This window comes from Streptomyces sp. NPDC040718 (assembly GCF_055593565.1).
The window spans coordinates 314,061-340,672 of sequence record NZ_JBVIXO010000004.1 but is presented as its reverse complement, the minus strand read 5'-3'; the positions used below and the strand labels follow the sequence as shown (position 1 = coordinate 340,672).

The following is a 26,612-nucleotide window of genomic DNA, read 5'->3' as shown; positions in this document are numbered from 1 at the left end:
GCTTGTGCCCGTGACCGAGATTGACGCAAAGATCGATGCCCTTGTCCCCTCCTGGCTGTACCTCCCCGACATCGCGGAGATGCTCGACATCGAGGTGACCCGGGTCCGCCAGATGGTCAAGGAAGGGCAGCTGATCGCCGTACGGCGCGGCGAGAACCGCGCCCTGCAGGTTCCGGCGCAGTTCATCGACGGCGACAAGGTCGTCAAGGGCCTCGTCGGACTGCTGACCGTACTGCGGGACGACCGTTTCTCCGACGAGGAGATGCTGGAGTGGCTCTTCACCGAGGACCCCTCCCTGCCCGGCACCCCCGTGCAGGCGCTGCGGGAGAACCGCGGCACGGAGGTGAAGCGCCGCGCCCAGGCGCTCGCCCTCTGACCGGCTGACCCACGGATGCGGCGGGCCGGGTAACCTCGGCCCGCCCGCACACCGTCACCACCAGGGGGGTACTCCCATGCAGCAGCTGTCCGACGCCCGGCTCTACCTGTGCACGGACGCACGCAAGCGGCAGGGCGACCTCCCCGAGTTCCTGGACGCCGTCCTGGCCGGAGGCGTCGACATCGTCCAGCTCCGCGACAAGGGCATGGAGGCGGGCGAGGAGCTCGAACACCTCCAGGTCTTCGCCGAGGCCGCCCGCCGTCACGGCAAGCTCCTCGCGGTCAACGACCGCGCCGACGTCGCGCACGCCATCGGCTCCGACGTCCTGCACCTCGGCCAGGGCGACATCCCCGTCCCCGCCGCCCGCGCCATCCTCGGCGACCGGGTCCTGATCGGCCGCTCCTGCCACGCCGAGTCCGAGGTGGACGCCGCCGTCGCCGAGCCCGGAGTGGACTACTTCTGCACCGGACCCTGCTGGCCCACCCCCACCAAGCCCGGCCGCCACGCCCCCGGACTCGACCTCGTCCGGTACGCGGCCTCCCTCGTCCAGGACCGCCCGTGGTTCGCCATCGGCGGCATCGACGGCGGCAACCTGGACGAGGTCCTGGACGCCGGCGCCACCCGCGTCGTGGTCGTCCGGGCCATCACCGAGGCCCCGGACCCCGGTGCGGCCGCCGCCGAACTCGCCAAGAGGGTCCGCGCCCGTCTCGGCTGACGGCACGGGGGTGTCCAAAAATCTGTCCAGCTTGTGGACAGCGCTTCGGTGTCCGCCGGGGCGCGTCTAACCTGCCGGTATGGCCCTTGGTACCGCTTCCACCTGGTCGGACCGTGCACACACGGTCCGCGACCTCCTCGCGTCCGGAGCCTCGTTCTCCTTCGAGTTCTGGGCTCCCAAGACCGAGAAGGGCGAGCGCAACCTCTGGAACGCCCTCCGCCGGATCGAGGCGGTCTCCCCGAGCTTCGTCTCCGTCACGTACGGGGCCGGCGGCTCCACCCGGGGCGGCACCGTACGCGCCACCCAGCAGATCGCCTCCGACACCACCCTGACGCCCGTCGCGCACCTGACCGCGGTGGACCACTCCGTCGCCGAGCTGCGCCACGTCATCGGCCAGTTCGCCGACGCCGGCATCCGCAACATGCTCGCGCTGCGCGGCGACCCGCCGGGCGACCCCATGGGGCCCTGGGTCAAGCACCCCGAGGGCGTGGACTACGCGGCCGACCTGGTGCGCCTGCTCAAGGAGTCCGGCGACTTCTGCGTCGGCGTGGCCGCCTTCCCCGAGATGCACCCGCGCTCGGAGGACTGGGACACGGACATCCGGCACTTCGTGGACAAGTGCCGCGCGGGTGCGGACTACGCGATCACCCAGATGTTCTTCGATCCCGAGAATTATCTGCGGCTGCGCGACAGCGTCGCCAAGGCGGGCTGCGAAACCCCGATCATCCCCGAGGTCATGCCTGTTGTGGGCATCAAGCAGCTCGACCGGCTGCCGCAACTGAGCACCGCGGTCTTCCCCGACGCGGTCAAAGAGCGCATGCTCGCCGTCAAGGACGATCCGGCCGCTGTACGCTCCATTGGCATCGAGTTCGCCACGGAGTTCTGCGCGAGGCTGCTGTCCGAGGGTGTTCCGGGACTGCACTTCATCACGCTGAACAATTCCACGGCGACCCTCGAAATCTACGAGAACCTGGGCCTGCACCAGCGGGCCTGACCGGCCGTCTCCTCCTTCCCGCGCGGGCGGCCGTACCGAGAGGGGCCTTGCATGGGAATGACGGTCCTCTACATCGCGTTCGGCATCGTCGCGTTGTGGCTGCTTGCCGAGGTCCTGATGCAGTACAAGGCCCGGCTGCGCTGGCGCCTGCTCGCCTTCACCGGCTTCGTCGGGGTGGTGGCCGGGGTGATATTGCCGTCGGTGATCGTGATCGCCGTCGGTGCGACCGCGTTCGCCGTCGGCCAGACCCTCGTCACGCTGTCCTTCCGCAAGGGCTTCGTGGCCGGCTGGGCACTGCGCCGGGGCGGGCGGCCCGCACCGGGCGAGGCACAGAGCAGACGCCGCCGCTCCGGGGGCGCACCGGCCCCGGAGCCCGCACTGGAGGTCACCGGGCTGGAGTACGCCGCCCGGGACCAGGGCCCCGGCGGGGACACCGGGCCCCAGGACGCGGTGTTCACCCCGCAGCCCGTGCCCGAGGAGACCGGCTCGTACGGGATACAGAGCTTCGTCCCCCAGCAGCCGCAGCCGCAGCAGCCCGGCGCCGAGACCCCCTTCGCCTCGCCGTTCACCACGGCCGAGCAGGACGCCCACCAGTACGCGGCCTACTACGACCAGCAGCAGGCCCAGGGCGGCTACTACCCCGGGGGCGAGCAGCAGGTCTACGCCGCCTACTCGGACCCGTACATCGGCACCGGCGGCGAGGTCTCGCCGGCCCCGCCCTACGACGGCGCGGCCTACCCGCCCTACGCCGACCCGGCCCAGCAGCAGTACTCCATGGACACCCCGCCCGGCGGGGTCTGGGTCCCGCAGCAGCGCGCCACCGACGCGGCCCCGCAGCAGCCCTACCCGGACCAGGACCCGCAGCAGCCGCAGGAGTACCCGTACCCGTACCCCGGCAACGGCAACGGGGAGTACGGCGGCCAGTACCGCCACTGACGGGAGCCCGGCGGGCCGGGGCTCACTGCGAGCCCCGGAACTCCGCCCCCTCCACGATCAGCCCGGCCACCAGGGCCCCGGTCATACCGGCGTGCGCGAGCCCGCCGCCGGGGTGCGCCCAGCCGCCCGCGAGGTACAGCCCGGGCAGGGCCGTCGTGTTCGCCGGGTACAGCATCCGGCCGCCGTCCCCCGGCAGCGCGGGCGCCGGCACCGAGCCGCCGCGCGCACCCGTGGCCGCCTCCACGTCCTCCGGGGTGCGCACCTCCTGCCACAGCAGCCGCTTGCGCAGCCCGGGAACGGCCCGTGCGGCGAGGTCCAGCAGCTTCTCCGGGTCCGGGACCGCCGCACCGCCCGCGGGGCCGCACACGGCGCTCACGGTGACCGCCTCGTGGTCCGCGTCGGGCCGGGTGGCGGGGTCGTCCGGGCGCAGCACCGTGACCAGCCGGACGCCCGCGGAGCCGGGGGAGTGCACCAGCGTGCGGTGGACGGCGTCCGCCGGGCGGGCGCCGCTCAGCGCCAGCAGCAGGGTCAGCCGCCCGGGCACCTCGCCGCCCTGGGCCGGTACGCCGCCGCGCGGCCGGGGCACGGAGGCGCCCGGCAGCTGCCTCGGGTCGATGCCGCACACGACGTGGTCGGCGGCGGCCTCGGTGCCGTCGGCCAGCCGCACCCCGGCCGCCCTGCCGTCGCCGGTCAGCACCGAGCGCACGTCGGCGCCGAAGACGAACTCCACCTTCCGCTCCCGGCAGCGCTCGTACACGGCGGTGGCCAGCTCGCGCATTCCGCCGCGGACGTACCAGCTGCCGAAGGTCTGCTCCATGTACGGCAGCGCGGCCGCGGCGGCGGGCGCCGCGTCGGGGTCCAGCCCGTACGCCAGGACCCGTCCGGCCAGCAGCTCGCCGAGCCCGCCGCCCAGCTCGCGGCGGGCCACCTCAGCCAGCGTCGGAGTACGGCGGCGCAGCAGGCCGCTGCCGCGCAGCGCCGGGTACGGGTCGCGGCCCAGCACCTGCCAGTCGGGGCGCAGCGGCTCCTCCAGGAGGGGGCGGCGGGTGGCGTCCCAGGTGTCGCGGGCCCGGCCCAGCAGGGCGTTCCAGCGTTCGCCCGCGCCCGCGCCGAAGGCCTCGTCGAGGGCGGTGGCGACCCCGCCCCGGGAGGCGCCCGGGAGGGTGACGGCGGCGCCGTCCAGGACGTGCCGGACCGCGGGGTCCAGCTGGACCATGTCGACGCAGTCCTCCAGCGGCCGCTTGCCGGTCTTCACGAACAGGTCGCGGTAGACGGCGGGCAGGTGCAGCAGACCGGGTCCGGTGTCGAAGGCGAAGCCGTCGCGCTCGTACCGGCCGACGGCACCCCCGTACGTGGACCCGCGCTCGTACACCGTCACCTGGTGGCCCGCCACGGCCAGCCGGGCCGCCGTCGCCATCGCGCCCATGCCGGCGCCGATCACCGCAATTCTTGCCATGGCGCTGAGCCTATCGAGCGAGGTCTGCCGGTCACCCGGGCGGTGCCCCGCCGAACGTTCGGGCGGCGGCGAGCTGCTTCTCCTCGCGGCGCTGGGCCCGACGCCGCCGGAAGCGGCGGATCCGGCTCCAGAGGTAGACGATCAGGGCCAGGCCGATGAGGAGCAGGACGGCCGCGATGACCGCGGCCGCCTGGGGGTTGAACATGGCGAAGGTGACGATGGCGCCCACGCCGAGGTCCTCGGCGGTGCTCAGCACGATGTTGCTGAACGGCTCGGGTGAGGTGTTGACCGCCATGCGGGTGCCGGCTTTGACGAAATGGCTGGCCAGCGCCGTGGAGCCGCCGACGGCGCCGGCGGCGAGGTCGGAGAGCGAGCCGCTCTGCCCGGCCAGGAGGGCGCCGACCACCGCTCCCGAGACGGGCCGGATCACGGTGTGGACGGTGTCCCACAAGGAGTCCACGTACGGGATCTTGTCCGCCACGGCCTCGCACAGGAACAGCACGGCGGCGACGATCAGGACGTCGGTGCGCTGGAGCGAGGCGGGGACCTCGTCGGACAGGCCGGTCGCGCCGAAGACGCCGAGCAGCAGGACCACGGCGTAGGCGTTGATCCCGCTGGCCCAGCCGCTGGTGAAGACCAGGGGGAGGACACTCATCTGATCAGCATGCCGCAGCGCGGGCGATCAGGTGGCAGGAAACGGTGAGGGGACGCCCGCGGTCGCGCGGCCGTCCCCTCACCGACGGAGTGTGTGCGGGGCTACTGCCCCTGTTCGTCTCGGCGGCGCTGCCACCGTTCCTCGATACGGGTCATCATCGACCGACGCTGCCGGTTGCGGCCACGGGCCGAACCGCCTGCACTTCCGGAGACGGGCTGCTCGCCAGGCTTGGGTGCCTTGCGCCAACCGGTGACCACGAGGACCGTACAGGCCAGCATGACGAGGAATCCCACCACGCTGATCCAGAGCACTTCCTGCCAGATCACACCAGTCATGAGGAGCGCGATACCCACCACAATGCCTACGACTGCCTGGTAGACCCGTCGCCGGGTGTACGTGCGCAGTCCACTGCCCTCAAGCGCTGTCGCGAACTTGGGGTCTTCGGCGTACAGCGCTCGCTCCATCTGCTCGAGCATTCGCTGCTCGTGCTCCGAGAGCGGCACGGGAGTCCTCCTCATCCGTCGGTCGCGGGGGGTAGCGACCAGGGGTCCCCTTCAGGATAGGCGGGGAATCGCCCCCGTGATACCCGCCCTCTACGCCACGTTCTGCAAACCACCGCACCCGGCAGATCCGGCGAGCCGGACCGGTGCCGAACGAACGGGGGCTTCGAACGTACCGGCGCCAAGGCGGTCATTGAGGCGCTTATTCCCCAATGAGCAGTCCGCCATGCCGACCGGTGCACCCGATCATACGTGTCGGCGCGCCGGAAGGGAGGGGATCCGCAGGAAGCCCGTCCGAGCAAGCCCGCAGATCAGGCGGGCTTCTCGCCCAGGACGTGCAGCTGCGTGGCCACCGCGTGGAAGGCGGGCAGCTCGGCGGCGGCCTCCTCCAGACGCAGCAGCGCCTCGACCGCGCCGGGCTCGGTGTCCACGAGCACCCCGGGGACCAGGTCGGCGAAGATGCGCACGCCGTGGACCGCGCCGACCTCCAGGCCGGCGTCCCCGACCAGGGCGCCCAGCTGCTCGGCGGTGAAGCGGCGCGGCACCGGGTCGCCGGAGCCCCAGCGCCCGGCCGGGTCGGTGAGGGCGGTGCGGGCCTCGGTGAAGTGCCCGGCGAGCGCCCGGGCCAGCACGGCCCCGCCGACGCCGGCGCCGAGCAGGCTGAGGATGCCGCCGGGGCGCAGGGCGGCGACGGCGTTGGCCACGCCCTCGGCCGGGTCGTCCACGTACTCCAGCACGCCGTGGCAGAGCACCACGTCGTACGCGTCCCGCTCGACGACGTCCAGCAGGCCCTGGGCGTCGCCCTGGACCCCGCGCACCAGATCGGCGACGCCGGCCTCGGCGACCCGGCGCTCCAGCCCGAACAGGGCGTTGGGGCTGGGGTCGACCACGGTCACCCGGTGGCCCAGCCGGGCCACCGGAACGGCGAACTTGCCGGTGCCGCCGCCGGTGTCCAGCACCTCCAGTGCCTCCCGCCCGGTCGCCTTCACCCGGCGGTCGAGGGCCTCCTTGAGGACCTCCCACACCACGGCGGTGCGGAGGGAGGCGCGGGGGCGGGAAGTGTCCGACACGGCTGGTGGCTCCTCGGCGCGTAAGGGTGGGGCGGTGCGTGCCCCACCCTATTGCCTCAGCCGACCGGCCAGCTCATCCGGCGTCCGGACGCTCCGGGCGAGGCTGTGGAAGGACCTGCGCCACGGGCTGGAGCGCCAGCATCCGCTCCACCAGCCGCAGGAACATGCCCACCTCCCGTACGAGGTCGTCCGCGTCCCGGCCGCTCGCCGCGTCCGGCATCCCGGCCTCGGCCCGGGCCCGGCGGGCCGCACCCGAGGCGAACAGCGCGCTCCACTCGGTCAGCTCCGGCGCTATCTCCGGCAGCACCTCCCACGCGCTGCGGATCCGGGGCCGCCGCCGGGGGTTCGCCGGCTCGGGGCGCCCGCGCGCGGCGAGCACGGCCGCGGCGGTGCGCAGCGCGGCCAGGTGGGCGGTGGCGTACCGCTCGTTGGGCCGGGGCAGCAGGGCCGCCTCGGCCAGGCCGCTGCGGGCCTTGGCGAGCAGGTCGAGGGCGGCCGGCGGGGCGGACGCCCTGCGCGGGACGGGGTGGACAGGGGACGGGGACGGTGTGGCCATGACGAACCTCCTGTCGTTGCGTGGTGTTCGGCGTGCTGCCGGTGTCTGTGTTCGTGGGTCAATCGTGACGGTCGCCACTGACAATCCCGCTGACCTGCGGGTTTCCGCGGAAGGGGTTCCGGAGGCGGGTGGCGGGCCCCGCGGGAGGCCTGCTCGGGGCCGGTCGGGCCTCCGCCGGAATCCCGCCAAAAGCCCCCTCGTGGGCGCCCCGTGGTCCCGAACCTGCTAGTTTTTGAACTGACTGGTCAGTTCAAAAGGAGGGGGAGGGGCGTGGACAGCCCGCACGGCGCCGCCGTCAAGGCCGAGGGCTTCGGACTCAGGGGCCCGCGCGGCTGGGTGTTCCGGGGCGTGGGGATCGACGCGGCCCCCGGATCGCTCATCGCCCTCGAAGGCCCCTCCGGCAGCGGCCGGACCTGCCTGCTCCTCGCCCTCACGGGGAGGATGAAGGCCACCGAGGGCCACGCCGAGATCGGCCGCCACCGGCTGCCGAAGAAGATGGCCGCGGTCCGCCGGATCGCCGCCCTCGGCCCGGTCCCCGGGGTCAACGACCTCGACCAGTCCCTCACCGTCGCCGAGCAGCTCCGCGAGGGAGCCATGCTCCAGCGGCGCTACGACGCTCCCCTGCGGACCCTGCTGCGCAGCCCGCGCGGCGACCGCCGCGCCACCGCCCGGACCCGGATCGACGAGGCCCTGGCCGCCGTCGGACTGGACCCCGCCACCCTGCCCAAGGGGGAGCGGACCTCCGTACGCGACCTGGAGCGCCTGGAGGCCGTACGGCTGTCCATGGCCATCGCCCTGCTGGGCGGCCCCCGGCTGCTGGCCCTCGACGACCTCGACCTCAAGCTCTCGGACGCCGAACGCGCCGAGGCCTGGGCCCTGCTCCGCTCGGTCGCCGACCGCGGGACGACCGTCATCGCGGTGTGCAGTGAGGCCCCGGAGGGCGTGACGGTGCTGCGCACCGGGGCGGAACCGGACGCCGATGCGGCCGCAACCGCGAAGTCGAAGTCCGGCGGGCACACGGGGAAGGCCGCGCCCGCGCCCCGGCCCGCCGCCGCGGGCGCCGACGGTCCGAAGATCACCTGGGGCCTGGCCGCCCCGGACAAAGACACGGACCCCGCCGCCACCGACACCGCGCAGCCCGGGCCGGAGGAGCCCGGGCCGGAGGAGCCCGGGCCGGAGGAGCCCGCCACCGCGCAGCCCGGGCCCGCCGCCGGCACCGACAACGACGAAGACGAAGACGAAGACACGAAGGGGGCGGACGATGCGCTCGCCGAAACTGGCCGCGCTTGAGCTGAAGCGGTTCGGGCGGGGGAAGCTGCCCCGGGCCGCCCTCGTCGCGCTGCTCCTGCTGCCCCTGCTCTACGGGGCCCTGTACCTCTGGTCGTTCTGGGACCCGTACAGCCGCCTCGACAAGGTGCCCGTGGCGCTCGTCAACGCGGACAAGGGCGCCGACGTCAACGGCGAGCACCTCGACGTCGGCGGTGAGATCACCCGGAACCTGCGCGAGCGCAAGACCTTCGACTGGCGCGAGGTCAGCGCGGAGGAGGCGGAGAAGGGCCTGGAGGACGGGACGTACTTCCTGTCCCTGACCATGCCCGCCGACTTCAGCGAGAAGATCGCCTCCAGCGGCGGCGCGGACCCCACCACCGGGGCCCTCCAGGTCCACACGAACGACGCCAACAACTACATCGTCGGCTCGATCTCGCGCACCGTCTTCTCCGAGGTCCGCTCGGCGGCCTCCACCAAGGCCTCCCGCAAGTTCCTCGACAAGATCTTCGTCTCCTTCTCCGACCTGCACGACAAGACCGCCGAGGCCGCCGACGGCGCCGACAAGCTCAAGGACGGCGCGGGCAAGGCCCAGCAGGGCGCCAAGGACCTCGCCGACGGCCTCGACACGGCCAAGGAGAAGTCCGGGGAGCTCACCGGCGGCCTGAAGAAGCTCAACGAGGCCGCCGGCAAGCTGGAGACCGGCTCCCGGCAGGTCGCCGACGGCACCCAGAAGGTCGCCGACGTGGTCAACGGCGCCGCCGACAAGGCCCGCCCCTTCGTCAAGGACCCCAAGAACCTGGCCGACACCGCCAAGCTGGTCGCCGACACCGCCAAGGTCGTCAACAGTCACCTCGACAAGGCCGTCGAGAAGGCCCCGGCCGCAGCCGCGATCACCAAGCAGGTCTCGGGCCTCGCGGACACCAACTACACCCGGTACTGCGTCAAGCCCGATCCCCAGCTGCCCGCGGGCTTCTGCGACCTGCAGAAGAAGATCAAGGACGACGCGGCCCAGGCCGCCCTGCTGACGGGCGACGTGAACACGGTCCTCGGCAACTCCAGGGGCGACGTCACCAAGCTCAAGGGCCAGCTGACGGACCTGGAGGCCAAGGCCCGCGAACTCGCCGTCAAGGCCCCCGGCCTCGCCGCCGACCTCGACGCGGCCGTCACCAAGGCCAACGCCCTCAACGACGGCGCCCACAAGGTCGCCGCCGGCATGGTCGAGCTGCACAAGGGCATCGGCACCGCCACGGGCGGCTCCGGCAAGCTGGGCGAGGGCGTCGGCAAGCTCGGCGACGGCGCGCAGCAGCTCAACGGCGGCATGTTCAAACTGGTCGACGGCAGCGGCCAGCTCGCCGGCGGCCTGCACGACGGCGTCGGCAAGATCCCGGACTACGACCAGCAGCAGCGCGACGCCCGGACGCAGGTCATGGCCGACCCGGTGCAGCTCGCCAACCAGGCCCTGCACAAGGCGCCCAACTACGGCACCGGCTTCGCCCCGTACTTCATCCCGCTGTCGCTGTGGGTCGGCGCGATGGTCGCCTACATGCTGATCGCCCCGATGAACAAGCGGGCCCTGGCCGCCGGCTCCTCGCCCTGGCGGATCGCCCTCGCGGGCTGGCTGCCCGTGGTCGGCCTCGGCGCCGCGCAGGTGGGCGCGCTGATGTCCGTACTCCACTGGGCCCCGGGCCTCGGCCTGAAGATGGCCCACCCGGCGCTGACCATCGGCTTCCTGGTCCTGGTCACCGCCTGCTTCGCGGCGATCATCCAGTGGCTGAACGCCAAGTTCGGCGCGGCCGGACGCATCCTGGTCCTCGCGGTCCTGATGCTCCAGCTGACCTCCGCCGGCGGCACCTACCCCGTCCAGACCAGCCCGGACTTCTTCAACGGAATCCACCCGTACCTGCCGATGTCGTACATCGTCGAGAGCCTGCGCCGCCTCATCACGGGCGGCGACCTCACGCCGGTGTGGCAGGGCTGCGCGGTCCTGGCGGCCTTCACGGCCGGGGCCCTGGCCCTCACCGCGCTCGCCGCCCGCGGCAAGCAGGTGTGGACGATGGACCGGCTGCACCCGGAACTGAGCCTGTAAGGGGCTGTTGACCTGTGAGAATCAGCGCCATGGAAAGCAGCAGCACCACCGCCGGCGGCGCCCGGCGGCAGGCCACGCGGCAGAAGCTGTACGAGGCGGCCGTCACCCTCATCGCCGAGCAGGGCTTCTCCGCGACCACGGTCGACGAGATCGCCGAGCGGGCCGGCGTGGCCAAGGGCACCGTGTACTACAACTTCGCGAGCAAGACCGAGCTCTTCGAGGAGCTGCTGCGGCACGGGGTGGGGCTGCTGACCGCCTCGCTGCGGGCCGCCGCGGACGGGACCGAGGCGCGCGGCGGCAGCCGGATCGAAGCCCTCGACGCGATGATCCGCGCGGGCCTGGTCTTCATCGACCGGTACCCGGCCTTCACCCAGCTGTACGTCGCCGAACTCTGGCGGACCAACCGGGCCTGGCAGTCCACCCTGATGGTGGTGCGGGGCGAGGCGGTGGCGGTGGTCGAGTCGGTGCTGCGGGAGGGCGTGGAGCGCGGGGAGCTCAGCGCCGAGATCGACGTGCCGCTGACGGCGGCCGCGCTGGTCGGGATGGTGCTGGTGGCCGCACTGGACTGGCAGGCCTTCCAGCGCGAGCGGTCCCTGGACGACGTCCACTCGGCGCTGTCGCTGCTGCTGCGGGGACGGGTGAGCGGAAGCCGCTGACCCCCCGGTCGGCGGTGCCGTGCGGGGGGCCGGGCGGCGTAGAACTGAGTATCCGTACCTAGACGTACAGATGAGTACGTGTACGGATGGGCTCCGACCTGCGAAGACAGCAGACTGGAAGCCATGGACAGGGCCGCTCGGCCCGCACCGCGGACACGGGGCCGCGGAGCGGACCGGGTCCCTGGCCGGGAAGACGGAACGCCGGTGCGGCGGGCTCGGGGGGAACGAGCCCGTGCCGCACCGGCGTTTTCCGTTTCTCCGCCGGCCCCGCCGGGGGTCAGCCGCGGCCCCGGAGGCGGGCGGTGGCCGCGCCCACCCGGGCCGAGGCCTCCGAAGCGCGGGCAGAGGCGGCGGCGGTGACGCGGGCTCCCGACCGGGGGAGCAGCAGGGCGCGCAGCCGGGCCCGGCGGCCCACGGCCGCCAGCAGGGCCGTACCGGCCAGCCGGACGTCGGCGGCCAGCTCCGGGTACGAGACGTCCGCGCCGGGCGGGGCGTACAGCGCCCGCTCCACCGCGCCCGCGACCCGGTGCACCGCCTGCGCGGGCTCACCGTCCAGCTTGCCCAGCACCACGACCCGGCCCGCCGCCCGGCGCGGGGACAGCGCCCCGTCGGGCGGGATGCCCACGTCCCAGGCGCTGTCGCCGAGTTCCTGCCAGGCGGCCAGCACGTCCGGGGCGGCCAGCCGCCGCTCGCGGACCCGGCGGCGCCACAGCAGCGGCAGCAGCAGGAGCGCCAGGACCACGAGGGCGGCGCCGGTCCAGCCGAGGACCACGCCCACCGGGAAGCCGCCGGCTCCCCCGCCGGTGTTCTGCCGGGCGGCCGGGACGCCGCACTCGCCGAGCTTCTTCAGCTCCGGCGGGCACGCCTCGGCCTGCGAGGGCATGGGCGCCGGGGCCGACGCGGACTGCGAGGGCAGCGCGGACGGCGCGGACGGCTGCGGGGCCGGGGTCTCGGCGCGGCTGTAGTCCGGCAGCGAGATGCCCGAGCGGGGCGTCGGCTCGAACCGGGTCCAGCCCACGCCCTCGAAGTACAGCTCGGGCCAGGCGTGGGCGTCGCGCATGGAGACGTTCACGCTGCCGTCGGACTGCTTCTCGCCCGGGGTGAAACCGACCGCCACCCGCGCCGGGATGCCCAGGGAGCGGGACATCGCCGCCATCGAGAAGGCGAAGTGGACGCAGAAGCCCTCCTTGTCCGCGAGGAAGCGGGCGATGGCCTGCGAACCCGTCCCCGAGGACACCTTGGTGTCGTAGCGGAAGCCGCCGTTCACCGCGAAGAAGTCCTGGAGCCGCACGGCCCGCGTGTAGTCGTCCTGCGCGCCCTGGGTGACCTTCCGCGCCGTCTCCGCCACCACCGGCGGCAGGTTGTCCGGCAGCTTCGTGTACTCCTCCCGCACCAGCGGGTTCGGGGACGGGGCGGCCTGGAGCTGCGCGGCCGTGGGCCGCAGCAGCAGGCTCCGTACGGTGTACTGCGCGCCCTGCACGTTCTGGAAGCGGTCCTTGCCCAGCTGGTCCCCGACCAGGGTCCGGCCGGCGGGCTCGTACCGCCACTTGCCGGGGATGTCGATCTGCGTGGCCGGGTAGGGCATCGGCAGGTAGCGCTGGGCGTACGTGTCCGCCGCCGAGACGGAGGTCCGTACCTCGGTCGCGCCCTCGCGGACCCGGTCGCTCAGCCCCGTCGGGTTCGGCAGCCGCTCGGGCACGTCCGTCAGCGGGCGGCCGGAGGCCTCCCACTTGACGCCGTTGAACTCGTCCAGCGCCAGGATCCGCAGGTACTGCTCACCGAGCTGGGGGCTGTCCGTGCGGTACTTCAGCACCACCCGGTTGTCCTGCGCGTTCAGGCTGCTCTGCAGCGAGACCAGCGGGTTCACCGCGGAGATGGTGCCGCCGCCCCGGCCCGAGGCGCCCGCCTCGTCGCCCGGGGTGCCCAGCAGCCCGCCGCCGAGCGACGGCAGCGCGGCCGGCACCGCCACGGCCACGCCCAGCGCGACCACGCCGATCCGGCGCCCGAAGCGCACGGGCGCCACGGCCCGGCCGCCGCCCCCGTACCCGGAGGCCGCCGACACCCGCGTGCTCGGGGCGCCGCCGAAGACCCGGCCCCACTGCGCCAGCCGGTCGCGGCCCTCCGACAGCAGCAGCATCAGGTAGCCCGCGCCGGCCAGCAGGAACGCGAACCAGGAGCCGCCCTGGCCGGTGGAGAGCCCGGCGGCCACCGAGTACAGCGCCAGCAGCGGCAGCCCGGCCGCCGCGGCGGTCCGCAGCGTCACCGCGAGCACGTCCACCAGCAGCCCGATCAGCAGCACCCCGGCCAGCAGCAGCAGCCGGATCCCATCGGTCAGCGGGGCCGGTATGGCGAACTCGCCCACGTCCCGCACGCCCTGCCGGAACAACGCCCCGAAGTCCGTGACCAGGAAGGACAGCGGCCCGCCCCCGGCGGACTCGGCCTTCCCCGCGAAGAGGAACGCGAGCAGCACCAGGGACACCAGCAGCTGCGCCGCCACCGTCAGCCACCGGGCCAGCGGCACCCGCCGCCCGCCGGCCCCGACCGCGGCCTGTACGCCGAGCAGGGCGGCCGCCTGGAGCAGCCAGCCGGAGGACTCCACCAGCGGGGCCAGTGACCAGGAGGTCAGCAGCGTCGCCAGCATTCCGAAGAGCGTCACCCGCGTGCGCCCGCTCATCCCCGGCCTCCGTTGGTCTGCGAGCCGAGGGGAGCGTTCCCGGCCTGCCGCCACAGCTCGGCGAAGGCGGCGCCGGGCGGGACGGCCAGTGCCGACCAGCCCGCGTCCCGCAGCCTGCGCAGCCGCTCCTCCGCCCGCGAGGGCGCTCCGGTCCAGGTCGCGGAGTCCAGTACGAACGCCACGGCGCCCGCGCTGCGCTGCCGCATCCGGGCCGCCATCCCGGTCTGTTCCTCGTCGAGGTCGCCGAAGAAGGCGATGAGCAGGCCGTCGCCGCCGGAGGAGGCCAGGCCCGCTCCGCCGCTGCGGACCGCTTCGTAGGCGCGGCCCAGCCCGCTCCCGTCGGAGTGCCCGACGACCGCGAGGGTGTCCATCATCAGCCCGGCGGCCTCGGCGGACTCCGGCCCGCCGGAGGAGAAGCCACCGCCGCCCTCGCCGGGCACGGAGTCGCCGGTGTCGGTCAGCAGCCGCACCGAGAACCCCTGCTCCAGGACGTGCAGCAGGGTCGAGGCGGCGGCCGACACGGCCCACTCGAAGGCCGAGTCGGGGCCGGCGCCCTCGTAGGCGAGCTCGCGGGTGTCCAGCAGGACGGTGGCCTTGGTGCGCTGGGGCTGCTCCTCGCGGCGCACCATCAGCTCGCCGTAGCGGGCGGTGGAACGCCAGTGCACCCGGCGCAGGTCGTCGCCGCGCCGGTAGGTGCGGGGGATCACGTCGTCGTCGCCGGCCAGCGCGAGCGAGCGGCGGCTGCCGTCGCCGTAGCCGCCCGCCTCGCCGGTCATCCGGACGGCGGGCAGGGGCTGGGTGCGCGGGACGACGGTGAGGGTGTCGTAGGCGGTGAAGGAGCGGGTCAGCTCGACCAGCCCGAAGGGGTCGGTCAGGCGCAGCTGGAGGGGGCCGAGCGGGTAGCGGCCGCGCAGGTCGGAGCGGACCCGGTACGACACCTCGCGGCGGCCGCCGGATTCGACCCGGTCCAGTACGAAGCGGGGCCGCGGGCCGAGTACGTAGGGCACCCGGTCCTGGAGCATCAGCAGTCCGGTGGGGACGCGGGACACGTTCTCCAGCCGCAGCTGTACCCGGGCCTCCCCGCCGGCGGGCACCCGCGGCGGGCTCAGGCGGCGGGTCGCGGTGACCCGGTGGCGGGTGCGGTGCAGGGCGAGGACGCAGATCAGCGGCAGCGCGACGAGGAGCAGCCCGACCCGCAGCAGCTGGCCCTGGCCGAGTACGTACGCGCAGACGGCGGCGGCGGTTCCGGCGGCCAGGAACGAGCGGCCCCGGGTGGTCAGTCCGGCCAGCGAGGCGCGCAGCCCGCCGGGGTCCCTGACCTGCCCGCCGGCGCCGTGCGGGGCACCGGCCGCCATCAGAAGCTCCGGGCGCCCGCGCCGGGCGGCATCTCGCCGCGAGGGTGCGCGGCGGGGACGGGGGTGCGCTGGAGGATGTCGTGGACGACCTGCTCGGCGGTGCGCCGGTTCAGCTGCGCCTGCGCGGTGGGCAGCAGCCGGTGCGCGAGGACGGGGGCGGCCAGTTGCTGGACGTCGTCGGGCAGGACGTAGTCCCGGCCGGACAGGGCGGCGGAGGCCTTGACGGCGCGCAGCAGGTGCAGGGTGGCGCGGGGTGAGGCGCCCAGGCGCAGGTCCGGGTGGCTGCGGGTCGCGGAGACGAGGTCGACCACGTAGCGGCGTACGGGTGCGGCGACGTACACCTCGCGGACGGCTTCGATCAGCTTGACCACGTCGTGGGCGTGCGCGACGGCGGTGAGGTCGTCGAGCGGGGAGAGCCCGCCGTGGACGTCGAGCATCTGGAGCTCGGCCTCGGGGCTGGGGTAGCCGACGGAGACGCGGGCCATGAAGCGGTCGCGCTGGGCCTCGGGGAGGGGGTAGGTGCCCTCCATCTCGACCGGGTTCTGGGTGGCGACGACCATGAACGGGCTGGGCAGGGCGTAGGTGGTGCCGTCGATGGTGACCTGGCGCTCCTCCATCGACTCCAGCAGCGCGGACTGGGTCTTGGGGGAGGCGCGGTTGATCTCGTCGCCGATGACGATCTGGGCGAAGATCGCGCCGGGCTTGAACTCGAACTCGCGGCGCTGCTGGTCGTAGATGCTGACGCCGGTGATGTCGGACGGCAGCAGGTCCGGCGTGAACTGGATGCGCTGGACCGAGCAGTCGATGGACTTGGCGAGCGTCTTGGCCAGCATCGTCTTGCCGACGCCGGGGACGTCCTCGATCAGGAGGTGCCCCTCGGCCAGCAGCACGGTCAGCGCGATCCGTACGACCTCGGGCTTGCCCTCGATCACGCTCTCGACCGACCGGCGGACCCGCTCGGCCGTGCTGGTCAGATCAGCGAGGCTCGCTCGGTCGTCGTACGTGGTCACCTGGTTCTCCTCGGCCCTTTCTCCGGGCCGACGCCGTTGGCGCATGACCGGCCCACCCCGAAACACGGACACCGCCCCGGAGGGGTTCCGGGTGACGTCTCCCCGCATTCTTGACGGCGTCCGGCGGGTCTGTCACTCAGGTGGCCGGATCGATCTCCCGCAGGAGCCCGGTGTGCACGTCGAAGACGAAGCCTCGCACATCGTCCTTGTGGAGCAGGAAGGGGTTCGTCCGGACCCGCTGCATGGACTGGCGGACGTCCTGGTCGACGTCGCGGAAGGCCTCCACGGCCCAGGCGGGGCGCTGGCCGACCTCGTCCTCCAGCTCGTGCCGGAAGTCCTCGGTCAGGCTTTCGAGACCGCAGCCGGTGTGGTGGATGAGTATGACCGAGCGGGTGCCGAGGGCCCGCTGGCTGATGGTGAGCGAGCGGATGGTGTCGTCGGTGACCACCCCGCCGGCGTTGCGGATGGTGTGGCAGTCGCCGAGCTCCAGGCCCAGGGCCTTGTGCAGGTCGAGGCGGGCGTCCATGCAGGCCACGACGGCCACGTGCAGGACGGGGCGGGCGTCCATGCCGGGGTCGGTGAACTGGGCCGCGTAGTGCTGGTTGGCGGCCACCAGCCGGTCGGTGACGGAGTCGCCGCCGGCCGCCTGGGCAGAGGAGTGGGCGGGCAGGGATGCGGAAGTCGTCATGGTTATGACGTTAGTGGTCACAGCCCGGTGAGGCATTGAGTGAGGATGGACAAAGAAGGTCAACAAGCCTTGTTGTGAGCTAACCCACAGGAGTGAGACGGGGGCCGCTGTTCGGGTGATTCGCGGCTTTTGGGCTTTGTTCGGGGGGAGGGCGCACCGGGCGCGGGGCGGTTCGTTGACCGCGGCGACCGTTGCACTAAAGTGACGCGAACCGGCCGGAGCCCGGCCCTCACCGGCCGCCCGGCCCCCTGGTAACACTCCGCGTGCGCGGCGCGGCGTATGCCTGCCGCGCCGTTATCTGAGAGGGCGCTTTGACTAGCGAGTCCCGACATGTCCCGGTGATGCTCCAGCGGTGCCTGGACCTGTTGGCCCCGGCGCTGGAGAGGCCGGGGGCCGTCGTCGTCGACTGCACCCTCGGCCTCGGCGGCCACAGCGAGGCCCTGCTGACCCGGTTCCCCGAGGCGCGACTGATCGGCCTCGACCGCGACAAGGAGGCCCTGCGGCTCTCCGGGGAGCGGCTCGCGCCCTTCGGCGACCGGGCCACGCTCGTCCACGCGATCTACGCAGACCTCGCCGAGGTGCTCGACGGCCTGGGGCTCCCGGCCGTCCAGGGCATCCTCTTCGACCTCGGCGTCTCCTCCATGCAGCTCGACGAGGCCGACCGCGGGTTCGCGTACGCCCAGGACGCGCCGCTGGACATGCGCATGGACCAGACGACCGGCATCAGCGCCGCCGAGGTCCTCAACACCTACGCCCCCGGCGAGCTGGTGCGGATCCTGCGCCAGTACGGCGAGGAGAAGCAGGCCAAGCGGATCGTGTCCGCGATCGTGCGGGAGCGGGAGAAGGAGCCCTTCTCCAACAGCGCCCGCCTCGTGGAGCTGATCCGCGACGCCCTGCCGCAGGCGGCCAAGCGCACCGGGGGCAACCCCGCCAAGCGGACCTTCCAGGCCCTGCGCATCGAGGTCAACGGAGAGCTCTCCGGGCTGGAGCGGGCCATCCCGGCGGCGGTCGACCGGATCGCGGTCGGCGGCCGGATCGCGGTGCTGTCGTACCACTCCCTGGAGGACCGCCTCGTGAAGCAGGTCTTCGCCGCCGGCGCCACCTCCACGGCCCCCCCGGGGCTGCCGGTCGTCCCGGAGAAGTACCAGCCGAAGCTGAAGCTGCTGACGCGCGGCGCGGAGCTGCCGACCGAGGAGGAGATCGCCGAGAACCGGCGGGCCGCCCCGGCCCGGTTCCGGGGCGTCGAGCGCATCCGGGAGGCGCGGCTGTGACCAAGGCCCGCCCGGGCGGGGCCCGGCCGAGGCCGCAGGGCGCAGGGGCGGCGCGGATGCCGTTCGTCCTGCTGGTGGTGGCGCTGCTCGCGGGCGGGCTGATCAGCCTGCTGCTGTTGAACTCGGCACTGAACGAGGGCTCCTTCCAGCTGAGCCGGCTGAAGAAGGAGACCACCGCGCTGACGGACGAGCAGCAGGCGCTCCAGCGGGACGTGGACGCCTACTCGGCGCCGGACGCCCTTCAGCGGCGGGCGCGCGAGCTGGGCCTGGTGCCCGGCGGCAGCCCCGTCTTCCTCGGCCCCGACGGCAAGACCGCGGGCACGGCGGCTCCGGCCGAGGCGCCGGTGGCTCCGCCGGTTCCGCAGAGCCCCGCCCCCGGGTCGGCTCCGGCCCCGGCCCCCAGCGGCACCCCGCAACCCACCCCTACGCCAGGCAGGTGACGTCGTGACGCGGACCCTCCCCCAGCCACCGCCGGGGGGACCCCCAGCGGGACTCCACCCCGCCCCGCGCTCCGCCGCAACGGGGACCCCTGCGGGGCAGCTCCCCGCCCCGCCCTTCGACCGTTCCCCGGGCGCCGCCCGGGCCCGCGCCTCGATCGCCGGCGGGGCTGGGTTCGGCTGTGGCCCGGCGCGGGGTCTGGGGTGGGGTCCCGGGGGTGGGACGCCGGAGGCTCCCGCGTCGTGCGGCGGGGTGCGGCGGTGAGCCCCAAGGCGGCGGTGCCGCGGGCCCGGGTCACCGCCCGGCCAGGGCAACCGCACACCATCCGGCTCGGGAACCCGAAACCCCGGCTGCGCCTGGTCGGCGTCGGGCTCACCCTCGTCATGCTCGCCTTCGTCGTCCGGCTCCTCCAGGTGCAGGCCGTCGACGCCTCCGCGTACTCCGCCAAGGCCAGCGAGAACCGCTTCGCCAGCCACACCCTGGCCGCCGAGCGCGGGGAGATCACCGACCGCAACGGCGTGGCTCTGGCCACAAGCGTCGACGCGTACGACATCACCGCCGACCCGAAGATGTTCACCCCCCAGGAGAGCAAGGCCCCTGACGCCCCCCAGCAGGCCGCGGCCCTCCTCGCGCCCATCCTCGGAGCGGACGCCGGAGAGCTCGCCAAGCGCCTCCAGACCAAGAACAGCCGCTACGTGATCCTGGCCCGCCGCCAGACCCCCCAGGTCTGGAACCAGATCAAGGACCTCAAGAAGCTCTTCGCCGACAAGGCGGCCGCCGACAAGAAGAAGAACGGCCCCGGCGCCAACGTCATCGCCGGCATCTTCAACGAGGTCAGCAGCAAGCGCGTGTACCCGGGCGGAGACCTCGCCGCCGGGATACTGGGTTACGTCAACGCCGACGGCAAGGGCGGCGGCGGCCTGGAGTCCGCCCTCGACAAGAAGCTCGCCGGCAAGGACGGCGAACTGACCTACGCCCAGTCCGGCGGCCGCCGCGTCCCCACCGCGGGATCCAGCGAGAAGCCCGCCGTGCCCGGCGACGACATCGAGCTGACCATCGACCGCGACATCCAGTGGGCGGCGCAGAGCGCCATCGCGGAACAGGTCGAGAAGTCCGGCGCCGACCGCGGCTACGTCATCGTGCAGGACACCCGCACCGGCGAGGTGCTGGCCATGGCCAACGCCCCCGGCTTCGACCCCAACGACCTGACCCGGGCCCGCTCCGCCGCGATGGGCAACGCCGCGCTCCAGGACGTGTACGAGCCCGGCTCCACCGCCAAGGTGATGTCGATGGCCGCCGTCCTGGAGGAGAAGAAGGCCCGCCCCGACACCCACGTCGAGGTCCCCAACCGGCTCCACCGCGGCGACCGGCTCTTCAAGGACGACATCGACCACCCGACCTGGTACCTGACCCTCAACGGGGTCCTCGCCAAGTCCTCCAACATCGGCACCATCCTGGCCACCGGCCAGCTCGGCGCCACCCAGTCCGAAGCGAACAAGGTCCTCTACTCGTACCTGGACAAGTTCGGCATCGGACGCCCCTCCGGCCTGAACTACCCCGGCGAATCCCGCGGCATCCTCGCCAAGCCCGAGGCCTGGTCCACCTCCCAGCAGTACACGATCCCCTTCGGCCAGGGCCTGTCCCTCAACGCCATGCAGGCCGCGTCCGTGTACTCCACCGTCGCCAACGGCGGCGTCCGCATCACCCCGACCCTGGTGCGCGGCACCAAGGGCCCCGACGGCCGGTTCACCCCGGCCCCGGCCCCCGAGCAGACCAGGGTGATCAGCGCCGAAACGGCCAAGACCCTCTCCGAGATGCTCGAATCCGTGGTCGACGACCAGGAGGGCACCGGCACCAAGGCGAAGATCCCCGGCTACCGGGTCGGGGGCAAGACCGGCACCTCCAACCGGGTGGATCCCGCCACCGGCCGCTACAAGGGCTACACCGCCTCCTTCGCCGGCTTCGCCCCCGCCGACAACCCCCGCATCACCGTCTACTGCGCCATCCAGAACCCCACCAAGGGCAGCTACTTCGGCGGCCAGATCTGCGGCCCGATCTACAAGACGGTCATGGAGTTCGCCCTCAAGACCCTCCAGGTCGCACCCACCGGAGCGGCCCCCGCCGGCCTGCCCGTGACCTACGACGCGGGCCCGCCGCCCGCCGCCCCGAGCAGCGCCCCCACCGGTCCCCAGCCCGGGCCGTGAACCGACCGTCCAGCCACCAGAGCGCGAGGCACGACCAGTGACATCGATCACCCCGGAACCGGGGAACCAGACGGCCGCCGGCGCCGAAGCGGGGCCCTCGCTTCGCGAGCGGCCCGCCGCGCCCGGTACGCTCACCGCCGTGCCCCACGCTGATCAGCCCAGAACCGCCCAGAAAGACGCCCCGGCAGCGCCGCCGGGAGCGCCCCGGCCCGTGTCCGCCCGCCCGACCCCCCTGGGCGAGCTGGCCACCCTGCTGGGTCTGCCCGAGTCCGGCGCCGCTCAGATCACCGGCATCACGCACGACTCCCGTGCGGTACGCCCCGGAGACCTGTACGCGGCCCTGCCCGGCGCCCGGCTGCACGGTGCGGACTTCGCCGCCCAGGCGGCCGCCCTCGGCGCCGCCGCCGTGCTGACCGACCCGGAGGGCGCCGAGCGCGCCGCCGCGACCGGCCTGCCGGTCCTGGCCGTCGCCGACCCGCGCGGCCGGATGGGCGAGCTCGCCGCCGAGATCTACGGCCGGCCCGGCGAGGCCCTGCTCCAGCTCGGCATCACCGGCACCTCCGGCAAGACCACCACCGCGTACCTCGTCGAAGGCGGGCTGCGCGCGGCGGGCCGCACCACCGGACTCGTCGGCACCGTCGAGATGCGCATCGGCGACGAGCGCATCAAGTCCGAGCGGACCACCCCCGAGGCCACCGACCTCCAGGCCCTGTTCGCGGTCATGCGCGAACGCGGCGTCGAGGCCGTGGCCATGGAGGTCTCCAGCCACGCCCTGGTCCTGGGCCGGGTCGACGGCTGCGTCTTCGACGTCGCCGTCTTCAACAACCTGAGCCCGGAACACATGGAGTTCCACACCGGCATGGAGGACTACTTCCAGGCCAAGGCCCAGCTCTTCACCGAGCGCCGGGCCCGTGTCGGCGTGGTCAACCTCGACGACGAGTACGGCCGCCGCCTCGCCAAGGAGGCGCCGATCCCGGTCGTCACCTTCTCCGCCGCCGGCGACCCGGCCGCCGACTGGCGCGCCGAGGACGTGGTCAGCGGCCACATGGACTCCACCCTGACCCTGGTCGGGCCCGAAGGACAGCGCGTACGGGCCAAGGCCCCGCTGCCCGGCCCCTTCAACGTCGCCAACACCGTCGCCGCGATCGTCACGCTCGCCGCCGCCGGCCTCGACCCGCAGGCCGCCGCCGACGGCGTCGCCGCGGTCCCCGGCGTCCCCGGCCGCCTGGAGCGGGTCGACGCGGGACAGCCGTACCTGGCCGTCGTCGACTACGCCCACAAGACGGACGCCGTCGAGTCGGTGCTGCGCGCCCTGCGCGAGGTCACCACCGGCAAGCTGCACATCGTCCTCGGCTGCGGCGGCGACCGCGACACCACCAAGCGCGCCCCGATGGGCGCCGCGGCGGCCCGGTACGCCGACACCGCCGTCCTGACCTCCGACAACCCGCGCTCCGAAGACCCCCTGAAGATCCTCGCCGCGATGTTCGAGGGCGCCGTCTCCGTGCCCGCCGAGGAGCGCGGCACCGTCCTCGTCGACGCCGACCGGGCCGCGGCCATCGCCGCCGCCGTCGCGCGCGCCGAGGCCGGCGACACCGTCCTCGTCGCCGGCAAGGGCCACGAGCAGGGCCAGGACACCGCGGGCGTCGTACGCCCCTTCGACGACCGCGCCGTGCTCCGCGCGGCCATCGAGAACCAGCAGCTCAGCGCCCGACAGGCCGAGGTGGACCAGTGATCGACCTTTCCCTCGCCGAGATCGCCGACATCACCGGCGGGCGGCCCCACGACATACCGGATCCGTCGGTGCGGATCGGCGGACCCGTCGTCATCGACTCCCGCCAGGTGGAGCCCGGCAGCCTCTTCGCCGCCTTCGACGGCGAGCACGTCGACGGCCACGACTACGCCGAGCGCGCCGTCGCCGCCGGAGCCGCCGCCGTCCTCGCCGCCCGGCCCGTCGGCGTACCGGCGATCGTGGTGCCCGACGTGGAGAAGGCGCTCGGCGCCCTCGCCCGCACCGTCGTCGAACGTCTCGGCACCGACGTGGTGGCCCTGACCGGCTCCGCCGGCAAGACCTCCACCAAGGACCTCATCGCCCAGGTGCTCCAGCACCACGCGCCCACGGTGTGGACGCCCGGCTCCCTCAACAACGAGATCGGCCTGCCGCTCACCGCCCTCAAGGCCACCGCGGAAACCCGCCACCTAGTCCTGGAGATGGGCGCCCGCGGCATCGGCCACATCGCCTACCTCACCGGCCTGACCCCGCCGCGCATCGGCCTCGTCCTGAACGTCGGCACCGCCCACATCGGCGAGTTCGGCGGCCGCGAGGCCATCGCCCAGGCCAAGGGGGAGCTGGTCGAGGCCCTGCCGTCCGAGGCGGAGGGCGGCGTCGCCGTACTCAACGCCGACGACCTGCTGGTGCGCGCCATGTCCGCCCGCACGAAGGCCCGTACGGTCCTCTTCGGCGAGGCCGAGGACGCCGACGTACGCGCCACCGAGGTGCGGATGACGCCCGCGGGACAGGCCTCCTTCACACTCCACACACCGACCGGGTGCAGCGATGTGACCTTGCGGCTGTACGGTGAGCACCACGTGTCGAACGCGCTCGCCGCGGCCGCCGTCGCCCATGTCCTGGGCATGCCGGTCGAGGAGATCGCCACAGCGCTCTCCGGAGCGGGCACGCTGTCCCGGTGGCGGATGGAGGTCACCGAGCGCGAGGACGGCGTGACGATCGTCAACGACGCCTACAACGCGAACCCGGAGTCCATGCGGGCCGCCCTGCGCGCACTCGTCGCGATGGGGGAGGCCGGCAAGGCGGACGGGGGACGTACGTGGGCGGTGCTCGGCCCCATGGCCGAGCTCGGCGACGCATCGCTGGCCGAGCACGACGCGGTGGGGCGGCTTGCCGTCCGGCTCAACGTGAGCAGGCTCGTGGCAGTCGGGGGCAGGGAAGCGTCCTGGCTGCAACTGGGCGCATATAACGAGGGTTCGTGGGGTGAGGAGTCGGTGCTCGTGTCCGACGCGCAGGCGGCGGTCGACCTGTTGCGCAGTGAACTGCGCCCGGGGGACGTCGTGCTGGTGAAGGCTTCCAGGTCGGTCGGCCTGGAGCGGGTCGCGCTGGCGTTGCTGGAGCGCGAGGGCGGGGTCGCCGACCGATGAGGCAGATCCTGTTCGCCGGTGTCATCGGCATGTTCCTCACCGTGATCGGCACCCCGCTGCTGATCAAGCTGCTGGCCCGCAAGGGCTACGGCCAGTTCATCCGCGACGACGGCCCCCGCGGCCACGCCGGGAAGAAGGGCACGCCCACCATGGGCGGCATCTCCTTCATCCTGGCCACGCTCATCGCGTACGCCCTGACCAAGGTCATCACCGGTGAGGAGCCGAGCTTCTCGGGCCTGCTGGTGCTGTTCCTGATGGCGGGCATGGGCCTGGTCGGCTACCTCGACGACTACATCAAGATCGTCAAGCGGCGTTCGCTCGGTCTGCGGGCCAAGGCCAAGATGGCCGGGCAGCTGATCGTCGGCATCGCCTTCGCGGTGCTCGCGCTCCAGTTCAAGGACTCGCGCGGACTGACCCCGGCCTCGGAGAAGCTCTCCTTCGTCACGGACTTCGGCTGGTCCATCGGCCCCGTGCTGTTCGTGGTCTGGGCCCTGTTCATGATCCTGGCCATGTCCAACGGCGTGAACCTGACCGACGGTCTGGACGGTCTCGCGACCGGCGCCGCCGTGATGGTCTTCGGCGCCTACACCTTCATCGGTGTCTGGCAGTTCCAGGAGTCCTGCGCCAACGCGGCCGACCTCACCAACCCGAACGCCTGCTTCGAGGTGCGCGACCCGCTGGACCTCGCGGTCGTCGCCTCCGCCCTGATGGGTGCCTGCTTCGGCTTCCTGTGGTGGAACACCTCGCCCGCCAAGATCTTCATGGGCGACACCGGTTCGCTGGCGCTCGGCGGCGCCCTCGCGGGCCTGGCCATCTGCTCCCGCACGGAGTTCCTGATGGCCCTCCTCGGCGGCCTCTTCGTGCTCATCACGATGTCGGTCGTCATCCAGGTCGGCTCCTTCAAGCTGACCGGAAAGCGCGTCTTCCGCATGGCCCCGCTCCAGCACCACTTCGAACTCAAGGGCTGGTCCGAAGTCCTCGTCGTGGTCCGCTTCTGGATCATCCAGGGCATGTGCGTGATCGTCGGTCTCGGTCTCTTCTACGCGGGATGGGCAGCAGACAAGTGACCTCCTGGCAGGACAGGAACATCACCGTCGCCGGTCTCGGCGTGAGCGGCATCAGTGCCGCCCGCGCCCTGGCCGGCCTCGGCGCCGTTGTGACCGTCGTCGACGGCGGCGACAGCGAGGGCCACCGGGCCCGGGCCGCGGAGCTGGAGGCGGAGGCCAAGGGCGTCTCCGTACGCCTCGGCGACGCCGAGACCCTCCCCGACGGCACCGAGCTGGTCGTGACCTCGCCGGGCTGGAAGCCCGACAGTCCGCTCTTCATCGAGGCGGCCAAGGCCGGCGTGGACGTCGTCGGCGACGTGGAGATCGCCTGGCAGCTGCGCGGCGAGGACGCCGCGCCCTGGCTCGCCATCACCGGTACCAACGGCAAGACCACCACCACCCAGATGCTGGCCTCGATCCTGAAGGCGGCCGGTCTGAAGACCGCAGCCGTCGGCAACATCGGCACCCCCATCATCGACGTGGTCACCGGCGACGAGCAGTACGACGTGCTCGCCGTCGAGCTCTCCAGCTACCAGCTGCACTGGGCCCCCTCGGTACGCGCCCACTCCGCGGCCGTGCTCAACCTGGCCCCGGACCACCTCGACTGGCACGGCTCCATGGAGGCGTACGCCGCCGACAAGGGCCGCATCTACGAGGGCAACACCGTCGCCTGCGTCTACAACGCCGCCGACCCGGCCACCGAGCACCTCGTCGAGGAGGCCGACGTCGAGGAGGGCTGCCGCGCCATCGGCTTCACCCTCGGCGCCCCCGGCCCGTCCATGCTCGGCGTGGTCGACGGGATCCTCGTGGACCGGGCGTTCGTGCAGAACCGGCAGAAGAACGCCCAGGAGCTGGCGCACGTCGACGACGTCAACCCGCCCGCCCCGCACAACATCGCCAACGCCCTCGCCGCCGCCGCCCTGGCCCGCGCCTTCGGCGTCGAGCCGCGCGCGGTCCGCGACGGGCTGCGCGACTTCCGCCCCGACGCGCACCGCGTCGCGTACGTGGACGAGGTCGACGGGGTCCGGTACGTCGACGACTCCAAGGCCACCAACACCCACGCCGCGGAGGCCTCGCTGGCGGCCTTCGAACCGGTCGTCTGGATCGCCGGGGGCCTCGCCAAGGGCGCGACCTTCGACGAGCTCGTCCGGAAGTCCGCGAAGCGGCTGCGCGGCGTCGTGCTGATGGGCGCCGACCGGGCGTTGATCGCGGAGGCGCTGGCGCGACACGCCCCCGAGGTCCCGGTGACCGACCTCGAACGGACCGACACTGGGGCGATGCTCGCAGCGGTCCGGGAAGCGGCCCGGCTCGCGGAGCCCGGGGACACGGTCCTGCTGGCGCCCGCGTGTGCGTCGATGGACATGTTCGCGAACTACAACAAGCGTGGGGACGCGTTCGCCGACGCGGTGCGCGAACTGGCCTCCGGGAGTGCCGCGGACACGGCCTAGGCCGAGGCGCCGGTACAGGTTCCCTCCGGCCGGCTGCTCGCCTCGTACGAGTGGAG

General features: G+C 73.3%; 23 protein-coding genes. 14 read left to right on the top strand and 9 right to left on the bottom strand.

What is annotated here, in order from left to right; translation table 11 throughout:
- The first annotated feature begins 10 nt into the window (after nucleotides 1-10).
- The 4 genes from ACZ597_RS13100 to ACZ597_RS13085 all read left to right on the top strand — a co-directional run bounded on the left by ACZ597_RS13100 (nucleotide 11) and on the right by ACZ597_RS13085 (nucleotide 3,021).
- A complete protein-coding gene (locus tag ACZ597_RS13100; protein ID WP_042803199.1) occupies nucleotides 11-376 on the top strand; it encodes an Rv2175c family DNA-binding protein in 366 nt (121 codons plus the stop codon).
- 76 nt (nucleotides 377-452) lie between these two features.
- A complete protein-coding gene (gene thiE / locus ACZ597_RS13095; RefSeq protein ID WP_471328492.1) occupies nucleotides 453-1,091 on the top strand; it encodes a thiamine phosphate synthase in 639 nt (212 codons plus the stop codon).
- Between the two features lie 79 nt (nucleotides 1,092-1,170).
- Nucleotides 1,171-2,085: a methylenetetrahydrofolate reductase [NAD(P)H] gene (gene metF, locus ACZ597_RS13090; protein ID WP_471328490.1), complete on the top strand. Its 915-nt coding sequence runs from the start codon at nucleotides 1,171-1,173 to the stop codon at nucleotides 2,083-2,085.
- A gap of 51 nt (nucleotides 2,086-2,136) precedes the next feature.
- Nucleotides 2,137-3,021 carry a hypothetical protein gene (locus ACZ597_RS13085; RefSeq protein ID WP_471328488.1) on the top strand — a complete coding sequence of 295 codons (885 nt, stop codon included), beginning with the start codon at nucleotides 2,137-2,139 and terminating at the stop codon, nucleotides 3,019-3,021.
- Nucleotides 3,022-3,043: 22 nt separating this feature from the next.
- Here the strand turns inward: ACZ597_RS13085 and ACZ597_RS13080 are convergent, their stop codons facing one another.
- The 5 genes from ACZ597_RS13080 to ACZ597_RS13060 form a co-directional block, all read right to left on the bottom strand.
- Nucleotides 3,044-4,477 (bottom strand): phytoene desaturase family protein, encoded by a 1,434-nt coding sequence (locus tag ACZ597_RS13080; RefSeq protein ID WP_471328486.1) that lies wholly within the window; start codon nucleotides 4,475-4,477, stop codon nucleotides 3,044-3,046.
- Between the two features lie 31 nt (nucleotides 4,478-4,508).
- Entirely contained in the window at nucleotides 4,509-5,132 is a 624-nt protein-coding gene (locus ACZ597_RS13075) for a DUF4126 domain-containing protein (RefSeq protein WP_471328485.1), read from the bottom strand.
- Between the two features lie 101 nt (nucleotides 5,133-5,233).
- Nucleotides 5,234-5,635 carry a DUF3040 domain-containing protein gene (locus tag ACZ597_RS13070; protein ID WP_401252724.1) on the bottom strand — a complete coding sequence of 134 codons (402 nt, stop codon included), beginning with the start codon at nucleotides 5,633-5,635 and terminating at the stop codon, nucleotides 5,234-5,236.
- Nucleotides 5,636-5,943: 308 nt separating this feature from the next.
- On the bottom strand, nucleotides 5,944-6,702 hold the full coding sequence (locus tag ACZ597_RS13065) for a methyltransferase (protein WP_471328483.1): 759 nt from the start codon (nucleotides 6,700-6,702) through the stop codon (nucleotides 5,944-5,946).
- Between the two features lie 73 nt (nucleotides 6,703-6,775).
- Complete coding sequence (locus ACZ597_RS13060) at nucleotides 6,776-7,258, bottom strand: SAV_6107 family HEPN domain-containing protein (RefSeq protein WP_471328481.1); 483 nt, start codon at nucleotides 7,256-7,258, stop codon at nucleotides 6,776-6,778.
- Between the two features lie 270 nt (nucleotides 7,259-7,528).
- Between ACZ597_RS13060 and ACZ597_RS13055 the strand changes: the two genes are divergently transcribed.
- From ACZ597_RS13055 to ACZ597_RS13045, 3 genes are read left to right on the top strand one after another with little or no spacing between them, the layout of a single operon-like run.
- Complete coding sequence (locus ACZ597_RS13055; RefSeq protein WP_471328479.1) at nucleotides 7,529-8,548, top strand: ATP-binding cassette domain-containing protein; 1,020 nt, start codon at nucleotides 7,529-7,531, stop codon at nucleotides 8,546-8,548.
- Nucleotides 8,520-10,613, top strand: a complete 2,094-nt coding sequence (locus ACZ597_RS13050) for a YhgE/Pip family protein (protein ID WP_471328477.1) — start codon at nucleotides 8,520-8,522, stop codon at nucleotides 10,611-10,613. The genes ACZ597_RS13055 and ACZ597_RS13050 overlap by 29 nt, the downstream gene beginning before the upstream one ends.
- Before the next feature lie 29 nt (nucleotides 10,614-10,642).
- Nucleotides 10,643-11,269 (top strand): TetR/AcrR family transcriptional regulator, encoded by a 627-nt coding sequence (locus ACZ597_RS13045; protein ID WP_471328475.1) that lies wholly within the window; start codon nucleotides 10,643-10,645, stop codon nucleotides 11,267-11,269.
- Between the two features lie 277 nt (nucleotides 11,270-11,546).
- Here the strand turns inward: ACZ597_RS13045 and ACZ597_RS13040 are convergent, their stop codons facing one another.
- The 4 genes from ACZ597_RS13040 to ACZ597_RS13025 all read right to left on the bottom strand — a co-directional run bounded on the left by ACZ597_RS13040 (nucleotide 11,547) and on the right by ACZ597_RS13025 (nucleotide 16,996).
- Nucleotides 11,547-13,943, bottom strand: coding sequence for a transglutaminase TgpA family protein (locus ACZ597_RS13040; RefSeq protein ID WP_471328473.1), 2,397 nt, complete (start codon nucleotides 13,941-13,943; stop codon nucleotides 11,547-11,549).
- The gene (locus ACZ597_RS13035) at nucleotides 13,940-15,298 is read right to left on the bottom strand and encodes a DUF58 domain-containing protein (protein ID WP_471328471.1); all 1,359 of its coding nucleotides are present in this window, start codon (nucleotides 15,296-15,298) and stop codon (nucleotides 13,940-13,942) included. Before ACZ597_RS13035 ends, ACZ597_RS13040 begins: the two co-directional genes overlap by 4 nt.
- Nucleotides 15,298-16,308 carry an AAA family ATPase gene (locus ACZ597_RS13030; protein WP_471328469.1) on the bottom strand — a complete coding sequence of 337 codons (1,011 nt, stop codon included), beginning with the start codon at nucleotides 16,306-16,308 and terminating at the stop codon, nucleotides 15,298-15,300. Before ACZ597_RS13030 ends, ACZ597_RS13035 begins: the two co-directional genes overlap by 1 nt.
- A 136-nt stretch (nucleotides 16,309-16,444) precedes the next feature.
- Entirely contained in the window at nucleotides 16,445-16,996 is a 552-nt protein-coding gene (locus ACZ597_RS13025; RefSeq protein WP_471328467.1) for a beta-class carbonic anhydrase, read from the bottom strand.
- A 341-nt stretch (nucleotides 16,997-17,337) separates the two neighbouring features.
- Between ACZ597_RS13025 and rsmH the strand changes: the two genes are divergently transcribed.
- From rsmH to murD, 7 genes are all read left to right on the top strand, one after another.
- Nucleotides 17,338-18,267 (top strand): 16S rRNA (cytosine(1402)-N(4))-methyltransferase RsmH, encoded by a 930-nt coding sequence (gene rsmH, locus ACZ597_RS13020; RefSeq protein WP_470965513.1) that lies wholly within the window; start codon nucleotides 17,338-17,340, stop codon nucleotides 18,265-18,267.
- The gene (gene ftsL, locus ACZ597_RS13015) at nucleotides 18,264-18,707 is read left to right on the top strand and encodes a cell division protein FtsL (protein WP_471328464.1); all 444 of its coding nucleotides are present in this window, start codon (nucleotides 18,264-18,266) and stop codon (nucleotides 18,705-18,707) included. The genes rsmH and ftsL overlap by 4 nt, the downstream gene beginning before the upstream one ends.
- A gap of 240 nt (nucleotides 18,708-18,947) precedes the next feature.
- Nucleotides 18,948-20,909, top strand: a complete 1,962-nt coding sequence (locus ACZ597_RS13010; protein WP_471328463.1) for a peptidoglycan D,D-transpeptidase FtsI family protein — start codon at nucleotides 18,948-18,950, stop codon at nucleotides 20,907-20,909.
- A gap of 37 nt (nucleotides 20,910-20,946) precedes the next feature.
- A complete protein-coding gene (locus ACZ597_RS13005; protein ID WP_471328461.1) occupies nucleotides 20,947-22,641 on the top strand; it encodes a UDP-N-acetylmuramoyl-L-alanyl-D-glutamate--2,6-diaminopimelate ligase in 1,695 nt (564 codons plus the stop codon).
- Nucleotides 22,638-24,062, top strand: coding sequence for a UDP-N-acetylmuramoyl-tripeptide--D-alanyl-D-alanine ligase (locus ACZ597_RS13000; RefSeq protein ID WP_471328459.1), 1,425 nt, complete (start codon nucleotides 22,638-22,640; stop codon nucleotides 24,060-24,062). The genes ACZ597_RS13005 and ACZ597_RS13000 overlap by 4 nt, the downstream gene beginning before the upstream one ends.
- On the top strand, nucleotides 24,059-25,129 hold the full coding sequence (mraY, locus tag ACZ597_RS12995; RefSeq protein ID WP_471328457.1) for a phospho-N-acetylmuramoyl-pentapeptide-transferase: 1,071 nt from the start codon (nucleotides 24,059-24,061) through the stop codon (nucleotides 25,127-25,129). The genes ACZ597_RS13000 and mraY overlap by 4 nt, the downstream gene beginning before the upstream one ends.
- Entirely contained in the window at nucleotides 25,111-26,556 is a 1,446-nt protein-coding gene (gene murD / locus ACZ597_RS12990; protein WP_471328455.1) for a UDP-N-acetylmuramoyl-L-alanine--D-glutamate ligase, read from the top strand. The genes mraY and murD overlap by 19 nt, the downstream gene beginning before the upstream one ends.
- The last annotated feature ends 56 nt before the right edge of the window (nucleotides 26,557-26,612 follow it).